Origin of the sequence: Cupriavidus sp. 30B13 (genome assembly GCF_049059565.2) — a bacterium.
Classification (GTDB): domain Bacteria; phylum Pseudomonadota; class Gammaproteobacteria; order Burkholderiales; family Burkholderiaceae; genus Cupriavidus.
In genome coordinates, this window is sequence record NZ_CP188224.1 from 619,054 (window position 1) to 638,809 (window position 19,756).

Here is a 19,756-nt window from a genome sequence, read left to right on the forward strand (position 1 = left end):
TCCCTTCTTCATGCTTTCTCATCGGGTTATGCATCATGCGTCTGCTAAACATCGTGTCTTCTCCCCGTGGTGCCAGGTCAGCCTCCATCGCCATCGCCGATGCGTTTCTCGATGCGTACGGTAAGGCCTCCGTTTCGCTTGAAACCGATACGTTGAACGTCTGGGAAGAAGACTTGCCCGAGTTCGACAGTCAGGCAATCAGCGTCAAGTACAAAGGGGTCTCGAAAGAACCGATGGACAGCCACGAATTGTCGATCTGGGTCCGGATACAGTCTCTGGTGAAGCGTTTCCAGGAAGCTGACCGGATCGTCCTCGGTGTTCCGATGTGGAACTTTGGCTATCCCTACAAGCTGAAACAACTGATCGATCTCGTCAGCCAGCGGAATATGCTGTTTACCTTCGACGGCGAGGCATACGGTCCGATGCTGAAGATTCCGCGGGCGCTGGTCATCCATGTTCGGGGACAAAGCCACGACAAAGGCGCGGGTGCCGGCAGTCCCGGGTTCAAGCATCAAGCCGATTACATCGACTTCTGGCTCAGGTTCATCGGCGTCGACGAAATCAAAAGCATCACGGTGGAACACACCTGGGACGCCAAGGCACCGGAAACCATCGAGCGGGCGAAGGCGCAGGCGCGTGCGATGGCCCTGGCGTTCTGATCCTGCCATGACGAATCTCGGCATCGCCTCCTCGCATCCCGGTCAACTGGCCTATAATGATTGACTCTACAATCATTGACCGGGCAATAGAAAATGATTTCCCAGCCTCACCAGGCGCATAGCAGCGGGCAGGTGTTGCCGTTCCGCGAGTCGTTGTTGGCGATGCTGGGCATCGCGTTCGTGGTGATGCTGGTGGCACTCGACCAGACCGTGGTCGGGACCGCGCTGCCCACCGTGGTGGCGGAGTTGCAGGGGTTCGAGTACTACGCCTGGGTGGCCACGGCCTATCTGCTGTTCTCGGTGATCACTGTGCCGATCTTCGGGCGGCTGGGCGACTATTACGGGCGCAAGCCGTTCGTGATGGCGTCGATCGTGGTGTTCACGGCGGCGTCGGCGCTGTGCGGCATGGCGCCGAGCATGCCGTTCCTGGTGCTGGCGCGGGGCCTGCAAGGCATCGGCGGCGGCATGCTGGTGGGCACGGCCTTCGCGTGCATTCCCGATCTCTTTCCCGATTCGCATGTGCGGCTGCGCTGGCAGGTGATGATGAGCGCGGCCTTCGGCATCGCCAACGCGGTGGGGCCGTCGCTGGGCGGGCTGCTGACCGAGGCGTATGGCTGGCGCGCGGTGTTCTACGTGAACCTGCCGGTGGGCTTGCTGGGGCTGCTGTTCGCCTGGCGCTACCTGCCGCATCTGCGCCAGCAGACGCACACGGGTTCGATCAAGGTGGACTGGCTGGGCGCGGCGCTGATCGGCGTGGGCCTGGGCGGCCTGCAGTTGTGCGTGGAACTGATGCCCGAGCGCGGCTTCGGCCTGGTGACGGGCGGGCTGCTGGCGATGTCGGTGTGCGCGCTGGTGGCGCTGTGGCGCTGGGAGCAGCGCGCGCCGAACCCGATCCTGCCGCTGGAAATGTTCCGCAATCCGGGGCTGGCGCCGCTGTTCCTGCTGGCGGTGCTGGTCGGTTTCGCGATGTTCTCGCTGCTGCTGTACGCGCCGCTGCTGTTCCAGGGCGGGTTCGGCTACTCGCCCAAGGAGGCCGGCGTGCTGGTGACGCCGCTGGTGGTGTGCATCACGCTGGGCAGCATCCTGAATGGCCGTATCATCACGCGCATCCGCCTGCCCAACAATATGCTGTACGCTGGCTTCGCGATGCTGGCGCTGGCCTGCCTGGGGTTGTCGCAGGTCACGCGCGGGATGCCGCATCAGTTGCTGTTCGGCATCATGCTGCTGGGCGGCTTCGGGCTGGGCTTCATCATGCCGAACCTGACGGTGTTCGCGCAGCAGACCGCCGGGCGCGAGCATCTCGGCATCGCCACGGCCATGCTGCAGTCGCTGCGCATGGTGGGCGGCATGATCGGCACGGCTCTGGTCGGCACGCTGGTCACGCGCAGCTATATCAGCGGCGTGCACGATGCGTTGCAAAGCGCGGGCGCGGGCGAGTGGCAGGCGCGCATGGCCGATCCGCAGATCCTGATCGACCGGGCCGCGCAGTCGGATCTGCTGTCGCAACTGCAGGCGGCCGGCCACAATGGCGCGTTGTTGCTCGAGCAGGCTAGGCTGTCGCTGGTCGGCGCGATCCACATGGGCCTGGCGCTGGCCGCGGTGATCGCCGTGGTGGGCCTGTGGCGCTCGCGCCGCGTGCCGCCGGTGAAGCTGGAGCGCGCGGTCAAGCAGCAGGTCATGGCCGCTAAATGATTTACCCCTGGGCAGCGCCGGGGACTGTCCCGGGGCATGCCGGGACGCCGGGCTGTTCCGTTGGTTGACGAGGCCGCCGCACGCATCGCACGGATGCCGTGCGGCGGTCCAAGCAGGAGACTGGATTGGAACTGGAGCGACAAAGCCTGGCTGTACTACAGCAGTTCGGACGGACTTACCGGGCCTATGCGGCTGCGTTCGAGCAGCGCATCGGCCATCCCTTGCCGCGCTGGCGCATTCTCTATGCCTTGCACGGGCACGCCGGGCCGATCGCGCAGAAGCCGCTGGCCGATCGCGTGGGCATGGATCCGGGCGCGCTCACGCGCCAGCTCAAGGCCTTGCAGGAGCTTGGCTGGGTGGAGCGCAACACCAGCGAGCGCGACAACCGCGTGACCAATGTCACGCTGTCCGAGCTGGGCCGCGGCATCGTCGAGCAGGCGCTGCCGCTGCGCTCGTCCTTCCTGCAGGACGTGCTGGAAAACGTTTCCGAAACGACCATGCGCAACCTGTCCAAGGGCCTGGAGCAGCTCGAATCCGGCATTGCCGTGGCAGTGCAGCGCACCCAGCAGCAGGAAAAGGCGGATGCGGCCGACGCCGCCGACGCCGCCTGAGGAGCGCCCGCTAGCCCGCCGTGGCGCCGAACAGGCGCGCCACCGCCAGCGGGTTGGAGGGGAAATAGAGGTGGGTGTACGAGGCGGTCAGCGCGCCGTGCCGGAACACCGCCTCGCCGCGCGAGCCGTCGCGCGGCGCCGTGGCGTGGCAGCAGGGCGCCAGCGGCGTCTGCACGCTGGAGTAATGGAAGGTATGGCCGCGCAGGGTCCCTTCGGGCAGCGCCAGCAACTGGTGGCCCAGCGCCGCCAGGCGCGGCTGCATGGCGACCTTGCCGGGCAGCAGGCCGGCCATGGCGTGCACTTGTCCGCCCTTGTCCGCCAGCGATTCGAACAACGTCATCATGCCGCCGCATTCGGCCAGCATCGGCACGCCATCCGCATGGGCGGCGCGCAGCGCGGCCAGCATGGCGGCGTTGCCCGCCAGGCGCGCCGCGTGCAGTTCGGGGTAGCCGCCGGGCAGCCACAGCGCATCGCAGGCGGGCAGGGCCGCGTCGTCCAGCGGCGAGAAAAAGGCCAGGCGCGCGCCGAGCGCGCGCAGGGTGTCGAGATTGGCCGGATAGAGGAAGCGGAACGCCGCGTCGCGGGCTACCGCGATGGTCTTGCCCGCCAGTAGCGGCGGCAATGCCGGCAGCGGCGCGGCGGCCGCGATCGCCACGGCCGGCGGCAGGGCGCCGATCGGCTGCCCCGCCAGCGCATCGGCCAGCCGGTCCAGGCGGGCGGGCAGGTCGGGCAGTTCGTCGGCCGCGTGCAGGCCGAGGTGGCGCTCGGGCAGCGATGCGTCCTTGTCGCGGGCAAGGCCTCCGGCCCAGCCGATATGGGCGGGCAGGCTTGCGCGCAGCATGTCGGCATGGCGCGTCGAGCCCACGCCGTTGGCCAGCACTTGCATCGACGCCAGCGGCTGGCCATAGCCCGCCAGGCCGTAGGCCACGGCACCGAAGGTCTGGGCCATCGCGCCCGCCTGGATCACGCTGAGCACGGGCAGTCCGAAATGGCGCGCGAGATCCGCGCTGCTCGGCGTGCCGTCGTGCAGGCCCATTACCCCTTCCACGAGTATCAGGTCTGCCTCGGAGGCGGCCTGCGCCAGGCGAGCCGCGGCATCGCCGGCGCCGGTCATCCACAAGTCGAGCGAGTGGACCGGTGCGCCGCTCGCTGCCGCCAGGATGGACGGGTCCAGATAATCCGGGCCGCTCTTGAAGACGCGCACCGTGCGGCCCTGGCGCCGGTGCAGCCACGCCAGCGCGGCGGTGACCGTGGTCTTGCCTTGCCCCGAGGCGGGGGCCGCGACCAGCAGGGCGGGCACGCGCAGGCTGCCTGCATGAGGGGGTGGCTGGTCCGTGGACGCGTTGGCGGGGGCGGGCATGATGAGAGCGGCGAAGGATGGCGGTGGCGGCGGGCGCTGCGATTATAGCCATTCGGTATGGCCCGGCGCGCCAGGCCCGTCGTCGCGCAGCGGCAGCACCAGGCCCTGCTGCGCGGCGAAATCGAACAGTTCGCGCTCGTTGTTGGCGCCGAGCTTGCGCATGGCGCTGTTTTTCTGGCGGCTGATGGTCTTCACGCTGCGGCAAAGCTGCCCGGCGATGCCGGTGATGGAGTTGCCGCTGAGATAGAGGCGCAGGACTTCCGATTCCCGCACCGACAGGCTCACGGTGCCGGCGCGGCCCGGCGCGTAGTGCGCGCCCGACTGTTCCAGCACGCGCGCCGCGGACTCGCCGATAAAGCGCAGCCCGCGCTCGACGCGGATGATGGCCGTCACCAGCTCGTCCAGTTGCGAGTCCTTGAGCAGCAGGCCGTGGGCGCCCGAGTTGAGGATCGCGCGCAGTACCAGGGGATTGGTGATCATGGTGAGGACCACCACGCCCACCGCAGGGTGATGCCGCCGCAGGTTGGCAAGCAGGCGGATGCCGTCGCTGGCGTCGGCGCAGGGCATGTGGTAGTCGGTGACGACGAGGTCGGGCCGGAATACGCGCGTGGCCTGGAGCAGTTCGGTGGCGCCGCGCACGTCGGCGCAGATCTCCCAGCCGGTCTGTCCGCGCAATTGGCTCCTGACCGCCAGTGCGATGGCGGGATGGTCATCGGCAATCAGGATTCTCAATGACATGGCAATCTTCCTGGGCAGGCGCGCGGTTTCCACGCGGCGGGTGCCCAGGCAGAATAAGCGCCGTTTTCGGCATATGGCCTGAGACTATTCTCAAACTGCAGGAGAAATATCGGGGTGGCCGGGCGGCGTCGGGCCGCCTACGGCATGCCTGCGCGCGGCTCAGGCGGCGTGGGCCGTGCGGGTCTCGCGGGCTTCGTGGCGGCGGTCGATGGCCCCGACCGGGTCGCGCAGGACCGCGCTGCCGATTTCCATGATGCCGCGCAGGGCATTGCCGGCCGCGGCGTGTGCCGGCGCCCAGAAATGCAGGGCCGCCCATTCGGGAAAGCCGGCCGGCGGCGCCAGCAGCCGCGTCCTGTGGCTGCGCGTAAGCAGCGGCACGTTGAAGTCCAGCAGCGGGCAGATGCCGCCCGCCGCGAGCAGCAGCGCCACCTGGGTATGCCAGGATGGCACCACCGTCTCGCGGTAGGCCGGATCGTGGGCGAGCCGGTTCAGGAAAGCCTGCAGGGAGCTGCCGGCTTCGGTGTCTTCCTGCAGCAGGATCCATTCGTTCCTGCTCTCGGTTTCCGGCGCGCCGCCGGGCCGCAGCACGCTGACCAGCCGCCGCGGCGTGGCCATGATGCTATGCAGCGCGACCTGCTCGGGCACGAAGTGGCTGTCCACCACGAACGCGCAGTCCAGTTCGCCGTTGCGCAGCTGGCTGGCCAATGCCGCATCGGCGAAGACCGGCCGCGTCATGAAGCGGTCTTCGGGAAACTGCTCGCACAGCGAGGTGAGGATTTCGGTGATGGCCGGGTCGCCGATCGACGGCGAAAACCCGATGGAGATGCGGCGCTGCCGGCTGGCGGCCCGGGCCGCGGGTGGCGCGGGCCGCACCAGGTGCGACCACTTCGACAGGATCTGCCGCGCGGTCTGCTCCAGCCGCAAGGCGTGCGCGGTCGGCTCGAGCGTGCCGTTGCGCCGGATGAAGAGCGGATCGCCGGTGATCTCGCGCAGCCGCGCCAGGCTGTAGGCGATGGTCGGGACCCGGCCTTGCGTGCAGGCGGCAACGGCGCTGAGGTCACGATATTCCATCAGCAGGACGAAGACGTGCAGAAGCTTGGTGCTGACGTGCCGCATGGTCACTTCTCCCGATTTGGAAATTTGGTTTTCTTTTTTTTGTTTCTTTCTTCTCTGTGGCCGGTTCCCGGGCCGCCGCCGGGGGGCGGCGAAGGCCGGCGCGAGGCGATGCCTCCGCATTGCACGGTGCCTCTTCAAAATGTCCCGGCTCGCGCGGGATCCATGAAGATGCGTTTCCTCAAAATGTCAAAATGGCTGCCCGGTATATAGACTCCAGCGCCGAGAAAACAGCCGACCTGGGCTTCGCGAGGGAGTCCCGTCGCCAGTCGTGCACGGGGCGCGAGGCCCGGCCGCTGCCGATCGAAATTTAGTTAATGCCAGACAAGGTTAATACATAACTTTGAAACTTACTAGGGTACTTTAGCCGGGATTCTTTAAATGCGGTGCACAATCCTTCTTGTTATCACATGGAGACAATGGCCCGCATATGTGTTTCTGGCGCCATAATTCCGCCCTTCCTGCGGCGGAAAGAGGTTGAGGCGGGCGGTGACGGCCGGTTTGCGCCGGTTTTCGTGGGCTCCCGCCCGCGGTTGCTCGGTCCATTTCAAAATGGATGGAATTAATTAACCGATTAATGTCGTGTTTTTTTATGGTTTTTTTATGTTTTGGTAACCTGTCCGGGTCGATCTTAAAATAACTAAATTCACGAGTGTAAAATGTTCAATTGCCTTTTCCGAAGGCCGTGCCGGGCGCCGGCGGCATGCCTGGAATCGGCCTTCGCGCAAGGGGATGCGCCGGGGTCACGCCGGTCCCGGGCTTTTCAAATTGCTTAACTCGCGCCATGAACACACTGAATTGCCTTTTGCCGTGCGGGTGGTAACTTTGCGGCAGGGGTAGAACTGGCCACGCACGCGGCTGCACGGCGCGGGCGGCCTTGGCGAGCGGAGACTGGCAGTGAACAGACGATTTTCCGAGGAGCAGATCCGCGGCTACCTGGCGGAAGCGGCGGCCGGCGTGCCGGTGCGTGAGCTATGCGCGCGCTATGGCTTCAGCGATGCGTCGTTCTATGGCTGGCGCATCAAGTATGCCCAGGGTGCGGGCGGGGAGACGCGTGGAGAAAGCCGCAAGCTGCGCGAGCTGCAGGAGGAGAACACCCGCCTTAAGAGTATGCTTGCAGATGCGCTGCTCAAGCTCGAACTGCTGCGCAATCGCCATGGCAATGGCCGGGGCGGCAACGGCAAGGAGCGAAACTAAGTCCGGTTCCGGTGCTGCCTTGTTTCGCTGGTGCGTGCCGCCGCCGGGGGCCATGAACAGATCATCAGGGATGGCGCGTTGCGCCTCCCGCCGGGGAGAATGGAAATGAAACGGGCTTCGATTGCCATGGCCGCCTTGCTGGGCTTCGGGCTGTTTGGCGGCCAGGCAGGCATGGCTGCGGCGCTGGAGGTGCCCGCGCCGATGGTCGCGCCGCCGCCGCCGCTGATGCTCGACCCTGCCACCGACAACGCCGGTCCCGCCGCCGACGGCACCCTTACGCCGACCCAGCGGACCCACTGCGAGAACCTGCTGAACCAGATCAGCGGATTGCCCGCGGGCACGCAATGGTCCACCGGCAAATCCACGGTGACCACGGCCGACGGCAGCACCCACCCGATGATCGAGCGGCAGGCCGACCGCAAGAAGCTCAATGAAGCCTACCGGCAGGAATGTGCCCAGGAGAAACGCTGAGGTGCCAAGGCGCTGAGTGCCGGGCCCTGGCCCCGCCTTACCGGGCCTCGCAGCGTTCGGGCGAGATCGTGACTTCGCCCACGGGCTGGTTGCCGTTGCCCAGGTAGCGGTAATTCAGCGTAATGCCCAGGCGGCCGAGCACCGGCACGTCGGGGTTGCGGCAGATCCCCTTTACCAGTACCGGTCCCGCGCTGGCCATGAAGGCCACGGTCCCCTCGCGCGAGGCATCGACGCCGACCAGGCTCAGGCGGAATACCACGCGCTTGCCGGGCGAGACGTTGCATCCCTCGAGCCGGGTCGCGTTGTCCAGCGTGAACGGTCCCGCGTGCGTCAGTTCCTGGCATGCGGCGACCAGTTCGGCATCCGGGGCGCTGCCGCCGCCGGTCAGCCGCGTCACTCCGCTCATGCCGGTACTTTTGCCCTCGACGGTGCCAAGCAGAAGCCTGGCCAGCTTGGAAAGCGACGCCGGCGCGTTCGCTTGCGCTCCGGCGGCCGGCGCGAATCCGGCGATCGTCAGGAAGGCCAGCGCAGCCGCGCGCAGGCGCACGGCGAAGAGGAAATCCCGCATACAGATACCGGAAGCTAGGTCGGGGTGCCGCCTGTCGCGCCGAAGACGCCGGCTGGCGCCTTCCTCCGCACGCGGCGGCTTAACCTGACCATAGCCGCGTTTGCGCGGGCTTGCTGTCAGTGTCCGTCCTACGCCGGCGCCGCGCGCCCAGGCTCCGCGCGGTGGCGCGGCGACAGGGCCGCAGCGCCCGCCGGCGGGCGGATCGGCACGCGTTCGGGATCCTCGTAGACGGCGCCCAGTCCGGCCAGGTCGACGAGGCGCAATTGCCGCTGCCGCACGGTGATCAGCCCCACGCTGGCGAAGCGCGCCAGCAGGCGCGATACGGTTTCCAGCGTCAGGCCGAGATAGCTGGCGATATCGTTGCGCGACATGGCCAGCGTCATGGCTTCGCCGGCGTGGCCCCGGCGGCTTTGTTCTCCGGCCAGGTCCAGCAGCAGCATGGCAAGGCGCTGCGCCGCCTTCATCGACCCGATCGCGACCAGCAGCGTGCGCTGGCGTTCTGCGTTGCGGCGCAGCGCATCCAGCGCCGGCTCGCGGCACGCCGCATGGCGCAGGTGTTCGCGCGCGGTCTCGAGTGGCACCACGCAGCAGCGGGTGTCCCGCATGGCGACGGCGCTGGTGCAATGGACCTGGCTGTCGAGGTCTTCCAGGCCCAGGACTTCGCCGGGATGGGCAAACGCGGTGACCTGCCGCCAGCCCAGCGGCGACTCGAATACCGCCTTGGTGCCTCCCTGGCGGATGGGAAAGGCCGCTTGCACCGGCCGTCCCTGGCGGAACACCGTTTCCCCGGCCCGCCAGAGGGCGCTGGCAGGCAGCAAGGGGCGTTCCTGCGGGCCTTGCCCAGGTGCGGTTTCCGCCTTTCGGCAGACCGGCCGGAATAAACACAGCGAACAGCTCGAAATATCTGATTCGGGCGTGGCCATGAGCTCTCCATACGCCTGGATAGACGCGAACCCAGTATAACCGGGGGGCTTCTGCGGCTATCTGATGCTGATCTGCATGATTTCGAACGGGGAATTCAATTTTTTCGATACTGTGACGTTAACCACCATGCGCCCGCTGCTTCACGTGGACGGCAATAATGTATTTCATGAATAACATGTTGCCAAAAAGCGACGCCGACCTCGCCTCGGAGGCTGTGATATGCTGCATCGCAACAATGTAGACAGCAGGAGTCTTCATGGCCAAAAGCCTTTCGGCAGACTGGCATGCGCAGCTCCGGCACATCAGCCGGGCGCAACCGCAGTCCGCGCACCAACTCAAGACATGGTTCGAGCGTATCGCTACCCTTAACCCCGCTTCCCCCCGCCTGCGGGCGCGTTCCCCCGCGCCGCTGCGCCTGCCCCTGCCGCCGCGGCGGCCGCTGCCGGGCGAGTGGGCGGCCCATCACCACGACCTCACGCCGATGCCGGGCGAGCTGGTGCCGCGCCTGTCCTACTGGTTGTACGTGCCGTCGCGCAAGGCGCCGCGTCCCATGCCGCTGGTCGTCATGCTGCACGGGTGCCGGCAGACGCCGGAGGACCTTGCCGCCGGCACCCGCATGAACGCGCTGGCCGAGCGCGAGGGCTTCATGGTGGCGTACCCGCAGCAGCCGCTGCGGCGCCAGATGCAGCGATGCTGGCAATGGTTCGACCTCGGCGCGACCGAAGGCGGGCGCGAGGCGCAGGCGCTGTCGGTGCTGATCGACGCGCTGAAGGCGCGGCCCGACGTGCGCCCCGACCAGGTCTACCTGGCCGGCTTGTCCGCTGGCGCCAGCATGGCGGCGGTGGTGGCGCTGCGCTATCCCGGCAAGATCGCCGCGGTGGGCCTGCATTCCGGCGTGGTGATCGGCGCCGGACATACGCCGCGCGACGGCCTGCGCGCCATGCAGCACGGCACCAGCGCCGATCCGGCGGTGTTGCTGGACGCCGCCGGCGCCATGCCGGGCGGCGCCAAGATGCCTGCCATCATCCTGCACGGCATGGCGGACGAAGCGGTGCATCCGGTCAACGCGCGCCTGCTGGCGCGGCAGTTCCTGGCCTACAACGGCATGACGGACCGCGTGGACGAGCGCATGAGCGGCAACGCCGCGCGGCGCGCCGCCCACGCCGGGCAGGCCCTGGCCGCGGTGGAAATGGCCGCCACCGCCGACGTGGCGCAGAGCGCCGTCGATGCCGACATGGCCGCCGAAGACCCGCCCGCGGCGAGCCTGCCCGCCGGCGACTACCTCGAAGCCAGCTTCGGCGTGTGGAACCGCGACATGGTGGAAGTGTGCGAGATCGCCGGCCTGGGCCATGCCTGGAGCGGCGGCGACGGCGACTACGCCTACCATTCGCCGCTGGGCCCCGACGCCAGCGCGCTGATGTGGCAGTTCTTCAAGCAGCATCGCCGCTGAAGCCGCCGCCGCAATGAAAAAGGGCAGCCTCGGCTGCCCTTTTTCATCGCGCGGAGCCGCGCTCAGGCGTGCGAGCGGTCCTTGACGAACAGCGCCGTCACCATGCCCAGCGCGCACAGCGCCACCACGTAGTAGGCGGGTGCGAGCGGGTCGTTCTTCAGCATCAGCGTGACGATCATCGGCGTCAGGCCGCCGAAGATCGCATACGACACGTTGTACGAGAACGACAGGCCCGAGAAGCGCACCTGGGGCGGGAAGGCCTTCACCAGCACGTACGGCACCGCGCCGATGGTGCCGACCAGGAAACCGGTCACCGCGTACAGCGGGACCAGCAGGTCCGGGCGCGTGTGCAGCGTGCTGTAGAAGACATAGACGCTGATCGCCAGCAGCAGGCCGCCCACGAACAGCGTCACGCGCGCCCCGATCTTGTCCGCCATCAGCCCGGCCACCACGCAGCCCGCGGTCAGGCACAGCGTGGCCACGCTGTTGGCCATCAGCGCCGTGCGGCCGTCGAAGCCGTAGATCTTCTGCAGGAAGGTGGGGGTCATCAGGATCACCACCACGATGCCGGCCGACAGCATCCACGTCAGCAGCATCGACACCGCCACCGCGCCGCGGTGATCGCGCACCACCGCCTTGAGCGGCATTTCCGCGGCCAGCGCCTTGCGCTGCTGCAGTTCGGCGAACACCGGCGTCTCATGCAGCCAGCGGCGCAGGTACATCGAGCCGATGCCGAACACGCCGCCGAGCAGGAACGGCACGCGCCAGCCCCAGTCGGTCAGCTCGGCCGGGGTGAAGATGCTGTTGATGCCGGTGGCCACCAGCGAGCCCAGCAGGATGCCGGCGGTCAGCCCCGCCGTCAGCGTGCCGCAGGCGTAGCCGGTGCGGCGCGCCGGCACGTGCTCGGAGACGAACACCCAGGCGCCGGGCACTTCGCCGCCCACGGCGGCGCCCTGCATCACGCGTAGGATCAGCAGCGCCAGCGGCGCCAGCAGGCCGATGGCGTGGTAGGTCGGCAGCAGGCCCATCAGCAGCGTCGGCACCGACATCAGCAGGATGGACAGCGTGAACATCTTCTTGCGCCCGAGCAGGTCGCCGAAGTGGGCCATGATGATGCCGCCCAGCGGACGAGCCAGGTAGCCGGCGGCGAAAATGCCGAAGGTCTGCAGCTGGCGCAGCCAGTCCGGCACCGACGGCGGGAAGAACAGCTGCCCGATGACGGTGGCGAAGAAGACGAAGATGATGAAATCGTAGAATTCAAGCGCGCCCCCGAGGGCGGCCAGGGCAAGCGTCTTGTAATCCTGCCTGGTCAGGGGGCGCGGCTGCGCGCTGTTGCGCGCGCCGTCCGTGCCGGCAGTACTGCTGGTGATCGACATGAGAAGACTCGCATGGAAAAAGTTCGCATGCGAAGCGCGCAACACGGTTGACGTGGAGGGTTCTGGCCGGAGGGTTACAGCGCGGGAGAAGCAGGCACTAAGTGGCGGGTAAGCCGCTGGCTTGCGACATGACGCTTCGCAAAAGCGGAACAATACCAGATCGGCGGGACACCGGCCCGGACAAGTCCGGCTGAATGGATTTTTTGCAGTCTTGAAATCGCTTAGGGATTAGTTTGAATGCCTTTGCATTGCCCCAATCCGTTGCCATAATGTGGATAAAAAGTGAAATTCGGGCCACAAAGCGGCCGATTCGCTGAAAATCCCGCGCGCCGGGCTTTTGCGCGCGTGGCCCCGCGAGTTTAGTGCGAAGCATCGGCGAGCCCGCATACAGGGATGCCGGCATGACGGGATATCGGATATCGGTATCGGGGTCGAACTCTCTAGGATCACATGGCAATCAAGTTCTCCATGCAGGCGGCCACCGCCACGCCCCGGCGCAGGGCCGGCGTGCGGGTGGCCGGCGGCATCGTGGCGGCGCTCGCGGTATTCGGCCTGGCCGGGTATTTCGGCGGGCCGCCGCTGATCAAGTCCTTCGTGGCGAAACAGGCCAGCGAGGCGCTCGGGCGCAAGGTCACCTTCGGTGGCGCCCAGGTGCGTCCCTTCTCGCTCGCGGTCACCGTGTCGGACGTCACCATCTACGAACCCGACGGCACCACGCCCATGCTGACGCTGGGCGAGGCCGAGATCGACGGCGCCATTGCCTCGTTGTGGCACATGGCCCCGGTGGTGGACGCGGTGCACATCGACCGGCCCGCGCTGCGCCTGGCGCGCGACGCCAGCGGCCGCATGAACTACGCCGACATCGAGGAGCGCTTTGCCGCCAGGCCGGCCGCGCCCAAGTCCGAGCCGGCGCGTTTCTCGGTCAACAACATCGCCCTGACCGGCGGCAGCGTGGTGTTCGACGACAAGCTGCTCGGGCAGACGCAGCGCGTCGACAACCTCACCATCACGCTGCCGTTCCTGTCCAACCTGCCGCACGACGTGGAGATCGTCACGCGGCCTTCCCTGAGTGCGCGCATCAACGGTTCCGCGCTGGCGCTGGACGGCACCATGTTGCCGTTCGCCGCCTCGCGCGAGACGCACCTGAACCTGAATCTCGACGGCCTCGACCTGCCGCGCTATATGGCGTTCGCGCCCGCGCTCAAGGATGCCGAGGTCAAGGGCGGCCTGCTCGATACGCGCCTGACGCTCGGCTTCATCCAGGACAAGGACAAGCAGGACGTCTTCCTGGCCGGCACCGCGGCGCTGCGCGAGGCCGACATCCGCAAGCGCGACGGCTCGCCGCTGGTGAAGGCCGGCCGCGTGGCGGTCGACATCGACCGCATCGAGCCGCTGGCGCAGAAGGCGCACCTGCGCAACGTGACCGTGGAAGGGCTGGCCGTGAACGCCGCGCGCCGGGCCGACGGCACGCTCGACCTGGCCCAGGCTTTCCTGCCGCAGGCCCCGGCGGCCAAGCCGGCGGCATCCGCCCCCGTTCCCGCGGCATCCGCGCCCGCCGCGAAGGCGGCCCCCGCCTCGGCGCCCGCCGCGGCAGGCATCGCCCAGCCGCAGCCGGCGCCCAAGCCGTGGTCCTATGCGATCGACCAGATCAGCGTCAAGCAGGCCAGCCTCGCGCTGCGCGACGAGCTTGCCGCCTCCGGGCCCGGCACGCTGGCGCTCGGGCCGCTGGATGCCGAAGTCGCGGGCCTGTCGGGCGACAGCGACAAGCCGGCCAAGGTGCAGGCCAAGCTCGGCCTCGGCGAAGGCCAGAGCCTCAGCCACGAGGGCGAGCTGACGCTGCGCGGCGGCACCATGGCCGGCACGCTGCAGGCCAGCGGCGTGAAGCCGCAAGGGTTTGCCGCATGGTGGCCGGCCGAGCTGCGCACGCAGCTGGGCGACACCGCGGTCAACGCCGAGCTGCACTACAAGATGGCGTGGGGCGGCCCGGCCTTCGCGTTCTCGCTGGACAAGTCGCGCGTGGAACTGGCGCCGCTCTACCTGACCACGCGCGAGCCGGTGGCCGTGGCCGCCGCTGCCGCCTCTGCCGCGCCTGTCGCCGCTGCCGCCGCTGCCGCCGCCACGGACAAGGCCGCCGCCGGCGCCGGCAAGGCGCGCCGCGCACGCGCGCGCACGGGCAACGACGACACCGCCAGCCTGCCGGTCATGCGCGCCGAGCGCGTGGCGCTCGAAGACATCGGCTTCGACCTTGCCGGGCATACCTTCCGGGCCGGCGAGCTGGTGGTGGCCAAGCCGCAGGTCGCGCTCACGCGCGACCACCGCGGCGAGCTGCTCGAAAGCGCGCGCCTGTGGGCGGCGCAGTCCGAACAGAAGGCCAGCCAGCGCTCGGCCACGGTCACCGCCAAGGCCGCCCAGCCCGAGAGCCCGACGGCCGCCAGGCCGCTGCCGTGGAAAGCCCAGCTGGGCAAATTCACGCTCGACGGCGGCAGCGTGCGGCTGACCGACTATGCGCCGGCCGCCGCCAACCGCGACCGCCCGGTGATCCACCAGTACCGTAACGTCAGCCTGGGCACCGGCGCGCTGCAATGGCCGCTGGCCCCCGGCGCGATCCCGCTCAAGCTCAAGGCCGAGACCGGCCGCCGCGGCGCGATGGCGCTGGACGGCACCGTGTTGCCCACGGCGCCGGCGGTACAGATGCAGGTGGACCTGCGCGAGATCGACCTGGCGCCGCTGCAGCCCTACCTGGCCGACCGCTTCAATGCCGCGCTGCGCGGCGGCACCGCCACCGTCAAGGGGCGCCTGGGCGTCGACGCGCCGAGCGGCAAGCCGATCGCCGCGCGTTTCGCCGGCAACGCGCAGCTCGGCAACGTGCGCACCGTGGACCGCGTCACCGGCGACGATTTCCTGCGCTGGCGCTCGCTGGCGGTCAACGGCATCGACTTCGCCATGGACGAGTCGAAAGGGCCGATGAAAGTGGGCGTGGGCAGCGTGGCGCTGTCCGATTTCTACGCGCGCGTTATCCTCAACGCCAACGGCCGCCTGAACCTGCAGGACGTGATGGCGGGCGGCGCCGCCAAGGGCGAAGCCGCGCCCAGCACCAGCCTGACGCAGGCCAACCCCGCCTCGGCGCCGCCGGCCAGCGCGCCGGCCGCCACCCCCGCGCCGGCGCCGGCCGCCACGGCGGCGGCCAGGCCGCAGATCCGCGTGGGCGGCGTGACGGTGGACAAGGGCAACATCAACTTCTCGGACTTCTTCGTCAGGCCCAACTACACGGCCAACCTGACCGACATGAAGGGCTCGGTCTCCAAGGTGTCCTCGACCGAACCGGCCCCGGCGGATCTCACGCTGGCGGGCCGCATCGACGACGACGCCCCGGTCAATATCGACGGCAAGCTCAACCCGCTGGCCGACCCGCTCTATCTCGACATCGCCGCCAAGGCTGCCGGCGTGGAACTGACGCGGCTCACGCCCTACGCGGCCAAGTACGCCGGCTATCCCATCACCAAGGGCAAGCTCACGGTGGACGTGGCCTACAAGATCGAGAACGGCAAGCTGGACGCCCGCAACCATCTCTACCTGGACCAGCTCACTTTCGGCGACAAGGTCGACAGCCCGACCGCGACCAAGCTGCCGGTGCTGCTGGCGGTGTCCCTGCTGAAGGACCGCAATGGCGTGATCGACATCAACCTGCCGGTCTCGGGCTCGCTGTCGGACCCCGAGTTCAGCATCGGCGGCGTGATCGTGCGGGTGATCGTGAACCTGCTGACCAAGGCCATCACCTCGCCGTTTTCGCTGATCGCCTCGGCCTTCGGTGGCGGCGGCGACGAACTGGGCTACGTCGAGTTCCCGCCCGGCACCGCCACGCTCACGCCGGCGGCCAGGCAGAAGATCGACACGCTCGGCCGCGCGCTGGCCGACCGCCCGTCGCTGCGGCTGGAGATCAGCGGCCGCATCGATCCGGCTACCGACATGGCAGGCGCGCAACGCGCGTGGCTCGATGCGCGCGTGGCCGAGCAGAAGGCGCGCGACCTGCGCGCCAATGCCCGCGAGGGCGGCGTGGCGGAAGACGGCGAGGAGGGCGAGCAGGGCGCCAGGCTGACCGTGTCGCCGCAGGAATATCCGAAGTACCTGGAGGCGGTCTACAAGCGCGCTTCGTTCAAGAAGCCGCGCAACGTGATCGGCCTGGCCAAGTCGCTGCCGCCGCAGGAGATGGAAAAGCTGCTGCTGGAAAACGCGCCGGTGACCAACGTCGAGTTGCGCCAGCTTGCCGAGCAGCGCGCGCTGGCGGTCAAGCAGTCGCTCGAGCGCGACGGCAAGGTGCCGGAAAGCCGCCTGTTCCTGACCGCGCCGAAGCTGGATGCCGAGGGCATCAAGGACAAGGGCGCGCCCAACCGCGTCGACTTCGCCATCCGCGACTAGGAAGTCGTTCCAGGAAGATCCCCGCGTCGTCGCTGCGCGGCGTTGCCGCGCCGGCGACGAAAGCCGCCGGCGGCCCAAAAGCTTGTATGATCTTGCCCGGAATAGAAAACAGGAGTGCGTTTTGCAGCAGGAAGTCGTTGCCTACAAGACCTGGGTCTGCCTGATTTGCGGCTGGGTCTATGACGAAGAACAAGGCTGGCCGGAAGACGGCATCGCCCCCGGCACGCGCTGGGAAGACATTCCCGAAGACTGGCGCTGCCCCGAATGCGACGTGGGCAAGGGCGAGTTCGCCATGATCGAGATCTGACGGCCCGCGCGCTGTCTTTCTGGTTTCTCAGGTAAGGCCCGGCGGCTGGCGGCGCTGCATTTCCCGGCACAGGCCGGCGCGCCGCCTGCGTTGCGCGCAGCGGCGATAGCGCATGCGATAGGGATGGCTGCAGCGCCAGATCGCGGCGACCACGGTGACAAGCAGCAGCGCCGCCATCATGGCGGCCAACAGGCCAAGCGTCATCGCGGCCTCCTTTCTACAGTCAGCCCGCAGTCCCCAGCGAACGCGCGCGGCGTCCGACGGCGCTCAGATCAGCAACGGCAAGGCTTCCAGCAAGGCCACCGCCAGCAGGGCTCCGAAGATGGCGCCCGCCGCGCGACAACTGATGCGCAAGGCCCGGGCCGTGAACGGAATCCCGCCGAAAGCGATCATGCCAACCAGCGCCATCGGGATCAGGAACACAAGATCATGTGACGTGAAGTGCAGCACGGCTGTCTCCTGTCTCTCTACTTGTGCTTCCAGTATAGAAAGTGTCACGGGGACGCCAAGTCCGATTGCGTCGGGGTTGTCACCTAAGCGGCACATACGCGCTTTCGGGGCGGCGCACATGCCGCCGCGGCACTGACCGTACGCGGCGCTGCAGCATTCCCGCCGCCATCGAACACCGCCATTGCCGCGCTGCCACGGCAAGTACCGGCGCTGCCACACGCACTCGCCCGCCTCGCCGCCCACGCGTTGCGGCCGCCCACCGCATGCACATATTTGCGGCCAAGCGGTCTAACGGACAGGCCCGCGTGTCCTATGCTGACCAACATGCAGGCAGGTCGGCAAACGGGCCGCGGCGCTCGCGGCAGCACGACTGCGGCAAACCAGCGTATCGGAGGTGGCTATGGAACTTCACATGCAATCGCACCATTACGTGCGTCGTCTGCCTGACTGGATGGCGGCGGCGGTGTCGGGCCTCGCGGCCGGCGCGCTGCTGATGGTGGTCGAGCTGTTCTGGTCCACCATGGTGGCCGGCGTCAACCCGTGGGGCACCACACGCATGATCGCCGCCATCGTGATGGGCCCGGACGTGTTGCAGACCTCGCTGTTCAGCGTGGGCACGGTAGCGGCGGCACTGGTCATCCACTTCGTGCTGGGCGCGGTGCTCGGCATGGTCCTGGCGGCCATCATCGCGCCGTTCCACTTCGACTCCAGCATCGGCATGGTGCTGCTGACCGGCGCGGCGTTCGGGCTGGTGGTCTACCTGCTCAACTTCTACGGCATGACCCGCTTCTTCTCCTGGTTCGCCGATGCGCGCGGGTGGCACACGCTGGTGGGCCACCTGATCTTCGGCATGACCGCGGCCATCGCCTACTGGAAGCTCGAAAGCAAGGATGTATCGCACTGAGCACGGCCCACGCGATCCCGCCGGCCGACAGAAAGGCAAGCAGGGGGCGGGGCCAGGTTTTCGGTCTTGCGCATTGCCACTACACGGGCGGCGCGGTCCACCGGCGGCGAAGGAAGGCCCTGGCTTTCCTTCGCCGCTTTTTATCCGGCTGCCTCACGCCGGCGGCGCCCTGCCCGCGGCGCGTTCATGCGGCGGCGCACCCAAAGCGATGCGGGCGGCGCCTTGCACGCGGCGGACCACATGCACTAGGCTTATCTCAACCTCGCGCTGAGTTCGCGGTCAGCCATGCGCGAGGGGGAGGGTCGGTATGGCGCTCGCCATTGCACTCGTCGTCATCGTCGTCGCTTCGGTGCTCTTCCATTTCCTGAGTCCGTGGTGGGCGACCCCGCTTGCTTCGAACTGGAAGCAGATGGACGATACGCTGACCATCACGCTGGTCATCACCGGCATCTTCTTCGTCGTCATCAATTTCTTCGTCGGCTACATCGTCTGGCGCTACCGTCACCGCGCCGGCGCGCGCGCCGCCTACCAGCCGGAAAACCGCAAGCTCGAGCTGTGGCTGACCGCCGGCACCACGCTCGGCGTGATCGCCCTGCTGGCGCCGGGCCTGTTCGTGTATGCCGAGTACGTGCGCCCGCCCGCCAATGCGATGGTGCTGGAAGTGGTGGGGCAGCAATGGCAATGGAGCTTCCGCTTTCCCGGCCAGGGCGGCCAGCTCGGCACTTCCGATGCACGCTTCGTTTCCGCCGCCAATCCGCTGGGCGTGAACCCCGACGATCCGCGCGGGCAGGACGACATCATCGTGGCCGGGCCCGAGGTGCACCTGCCGCTGAACCGCCCGGTCAAGGTGCTGCTGCGCTCCAAGGACGTGCTGCACGACTTCTACGTGCCGCCGTTCCGCGCCCGCATGAACATGGTGCCGGGCATGGTGACCTCGTTCTGGTTCACGCCCACCAAGACCGGCACCTACGAGATCCTGTGCGCGCAGCTCTGTGGCGTGGGGCACTACAACATGCGCGGCAAGGTGGTGGTGGAGGACGATGCCGCGTTCCAGGCCTGGCTGGCGCGCCAGCCGACCTTTGCCCTGACCATGCTGAAGGCGCCCGCGCCGGGCGCGGTGGCAGGAGCCGGCGGCTCGCCCGCCGACACGCTCGCGGCGCAGGGCCGCGCGCTGGCGCAGAGCAAGGGCTGCATCGGCTGCCACAGCATCGACGGCACCGCCGGCGTGGGGCCGAGCTGGAAGGGCCTGTACGGGCGCACCGAGACCTTTGCCGACGGCAGCAGCGCCAAGGTGGACGACGGCTACCTCAAGACCGAGATCACCGAACCGCAGCAACGGCTGGTCAAGGGCTTCGGGCCGGTGATGCCGAAGATTCCCCTGAGCGAAGAGGAAGTGAGCGCGCTGATCGCCTACATCCGCGCCAACGGCGCGCAGGCCGGCGGCACGCAGGCCGGCGCTCCGGCGGCCGCCGCATCGGGCGCGGCCGCCCGGTAAGCCGACAGGAGAACCGGAGAACCGC

General features: G+C 68.1%; 19 protein-coding genes. 10 read left to right on the top strand and 9 right to left on the bottom strand.

Annotation, left to right across the window (positions count from 1 at the left end; translation table 11 throughout):
- Nucleotides 1–35 precede the first annotated feature (35 nt).
- The 3 genes from ACKI2N_RS22120 to ACKI2N_RS22130 all read left to right on the top strand — a co-directional run bounded on the left by ACKI2N_RS22120 (nucleotide 36) and on the right by ACKI2N_RS22130 (nucleotide 2,962).
- Complete coding sequence (locus ACKI2N_RS22120) at nucleotides 36–659, top strand: FMN-dependent NADH-azoreductase (RefSeq protein WP_420995649.1); 624 nt, start codon at nucleotides 36–38, stop codon at nucleotides 657–659.
- A gap of 93 nt (nucleotides 660–752) precedes the next feature.
- Nucleotides 753–2,351: an MFS transporter gene (locus tag ACKI2N_RS22125; protein WP_420995650.1), complete on the top strand. Its 1,599-nt coding sequence runs from the start codon at nucleotides 753–755 to the stop codon at nucleotides 2,349–2,351.
- A gap of 125 nt (nucleotides 2,352–2,476) precedes the next feature.
- A complete protein-coding gene (locus ACKI2N_RS22130) occupies nucleotides 2,477–2,962 on the top strand; it encodes a MarR family winged helix-turn-helix transcriptional regulator (protein ID WP_420995651.1) in 486 nt (161 codons plus the stop codon).
- A 10-nt stretch (nucleotides 2,963–2,972) separates the two neighbouring features.
- On the opposite strand, the gene ACKI2N_RS22135 is transcribed toward ACKI2N_RS22130, so the two are convergent.
- The 3 genes from ACKI2N_RS22135 to ACKI2N_RS22145 form a co-directional block, all read right to left on the bottom strand.
- Nucleotides 2,973–4,322 carry a cobyrinate a,c-diamide synthase gene (locus ACKI2N_RS22135; protein WP_420995652.1) on the bottom strand — a complete coding sequence of 450 codons (1,350 nt, stop codon included), beginning with the start codon at nucleotides 4,320–4,322 and terminating at the stop codon, nucleotides 2,973–2,975.
- 42 nt (nucleotides 4,323–4,364) lie between these two features.
- Nucleotides 4,365–5,060 carry a response regulator gene (locus ACKI2N_RS22140; protein WP_420995653.1) on the bottom strand — a complete coding sequence of 232 codons (696 nt, stop codon included), beginning with the start codon at nucleotides 5,058–5,060 and terminating at the stop codon, nucleotides 4,365–4,367.
- Between the two features lie 159 nt (nucleotides 5,061–5,219).
- Nucleotides 5,220–6,176: a LysR substrate-binding domain-containing protein gene (locus ACKI2N_RS22145; protein WP_420995654.1), complete on the bottom strand. Its 957-nt coding sequence runs from the start codon at nucleotides 6,174–6,176 to the stop codon at nucleotides 5,220–5,222.
- Nucleotides 6,177–7,070: 894 nt separating this feature from the next.
- Here ACKI2N_RS22145 and ACKI2N_RS22150 point away from each other — a divergent pair.
- Both ACKI2N_RS22150 and ACKI2N_RS22155 read left to right on the top strand, forming a co-directional pair.
- Nucleotides 7,071–7,370 (top strand): transposase, encoded by a 300-nt coding sequence (locus ACKI2N_RS22150; RefSeq protein ID WP_420995655.1) that lies wholly within the window; start codon nucleotides 7,071–7,073, stop codon nucleotides 7,368–7,370.
- A 105-nt stretch (nucleotides 7,371–7,475) separates the two neighbouring features.
- Nucleotides 7,476–7,841 (top strand): hypothetical protein, encoded by a 366-nt coding sequence (locus ACKI2N_RS22155; protein ID WP_420995656.1) that lies wholly within the window; start codon nucleotides 7,476–7,478, stop codon nucleotides 7,839–7,841.
- Nucleotides 7,842–7,878: 37 nt separating this feature from the next.
- On the opposite strand, the gene ACKI2N_RS22160 is transcribed toward ACKI2N_RS22155, so the two are convergent.
- Nucleotides 7,879–8,409 (bottom strand): hypothetical protein, encoded by a 531-nt coding sequence (locus ACKI2N_RS22160; protein ID WP_420995657.1) that lies wholly within the window; start codon nucleotides 8,407–8,409, stop codon nucleotides 7,879–7,881.
- Between the two features lie 128 nt (nucleotides 8,410–8,537).
- Nucleotides 8,538–9,224: a Crp/Fnr family transcriptional regulator gene (locus tag ACKI2N_RS22165; RefSeq protein WP_420995693.1), complete on the bottom strand. Its 687-nt coding sequence runs from the start codon at nucleotides 9,222–9,224 to the stop codon at nucleotides 8,538–8,540.
- Nucleotides 9,225–9,589: 365 nt separating this feature from the next.
- Here ACKI2N_RS22165 and ACKI2N_RS22170 point away from each other — a divergent pair, with 365 nt between their 5' ends.
- Complete coding sequence (locus tag ACKI2N_RS22170; protein ID WP_420995658.1) at nucleotides 9,590–10,783, top strand: extracellular catalytic domain type 1 short-chain-length polyhydroxyalkanoate depolymerase; 1,194 nt, start codon at nucleotides 9,590–9,592, stop codon at nucleotides 10,781–10,783.
- Nucleotides 10,784–10,845: 62 nt separating this feature from the next.
- Here ACKI2N_RS22170 and ACKI2N_RS22175 read toward each other — a convergent pair whose 3' ends face one another.
- On the bottom strand, nucleotides 10,846–12,159 hold the full coding sequence (locus tag ACKI2N_RS22175; RefSeq protein WP_420995659.1) for an MFS transporter: 1,314 nt from the start codon (nucleotides 12,157–12,159) through the stop codon (nucleotides 10,846–10,848).
- 97 nt (nucleotides 12,160–12,256) lie between these two features.
- Entirely contained in the window at nucleotides 12,257–12,562 is a 306-nt protein-coding gene (locus ACKI2N_RS22180; protein ID WP_426990932.1) for a hypothetical protein, read from the bottom strand.
- Between the two features lie 47 nt (nucleotides 12,563–12,609).
- Here ACKI2N_RS22180 and ACKI2N_RS22185 point away from each other — a divergent pair, with 47 nt between their 5' ends.
- On the top strand, nucleotides 12,610–16,575 hold the full coding sequence (locus ACKI2N_RS22185; protein ID WP_420995660.1) for a DUF748 domain-containing protein: 3,966 nt from the start codon (nucleotides 12,610–12,612) through the stop codon (nucleotides 16,573–16,575).
- 121 nt (nucleotides 16,576–16,696) lie between these two features.
- Entirely contained in the window at nucleotides 16,697–16,882 is a 186-nt protein-coding gene (locus ACKI2N_RS22190) for a rubredoxin (protein ID WP_020206294.1), read from the top strand.
- Nucleotides 16,883–16,909: 27 nt separating this feature from the next.
- Here ACKI2N_RS22190 and ACKI2N_RS22195 read toward each other — a convergent pair whose 3' ends face one another.
- Both ACKI2N_RS22195 and ACKI2N_RS22200 read right to left on the bottom strand, forming a co-directional pair.
- Entirely contained in the window at nucleotides 16,910–17,086 is a 177-nt protein-coding gene (locus tag ACKI2N_RS22195; protein ID WP_420995661.1) for a hypothetical protein, read from the bottom strand.
- 63 nt (nucleotides 17,087–17,149) lie between these two features.
- A complete protein-coding gene (locus tag ACKI2N_RS22200) occupies nucleotides 17,150–17,332 on the bottom strand; it encodes a hypothetical protein (RefSeq protein ID WP_006163669.1) in 183 nt (60 codons plus the stop codon).
- A 400-nt stretch (nucleotides 17,333–17,732) separates the two neighbouring features.
- On the opposite strand from ACKI2N_RS22200, the gene ACKI2N_RS22205 reads away from it, so the two are divergent.
- A complete protein-coding gene (locus tag ACKI2N_RS22205) occupies nucleotides 17,733–18,236 on the top strand; it encodes a hypothetical protein (RefSeq protein WP_420995662.1) in 504 nt (167 codons plus the stop codon).
- Nucleotides 18,237–18,543: 307 nt separating this feature from the next.
- Nucleotides 18,544–19,731 (top strand): cytochrome c oxidase subunit II, encoded by a 1,188-nt coding sequence (locus ACKI2N_RS22210; protein WP_420995663.1) that lies wholly within the window; start codon nucleotides 18,544–18,546, stop codon nucleotides 19,729–19,731.
- Nucleotides 19,732–19,756: the final 25 nt, after the last annotated feature.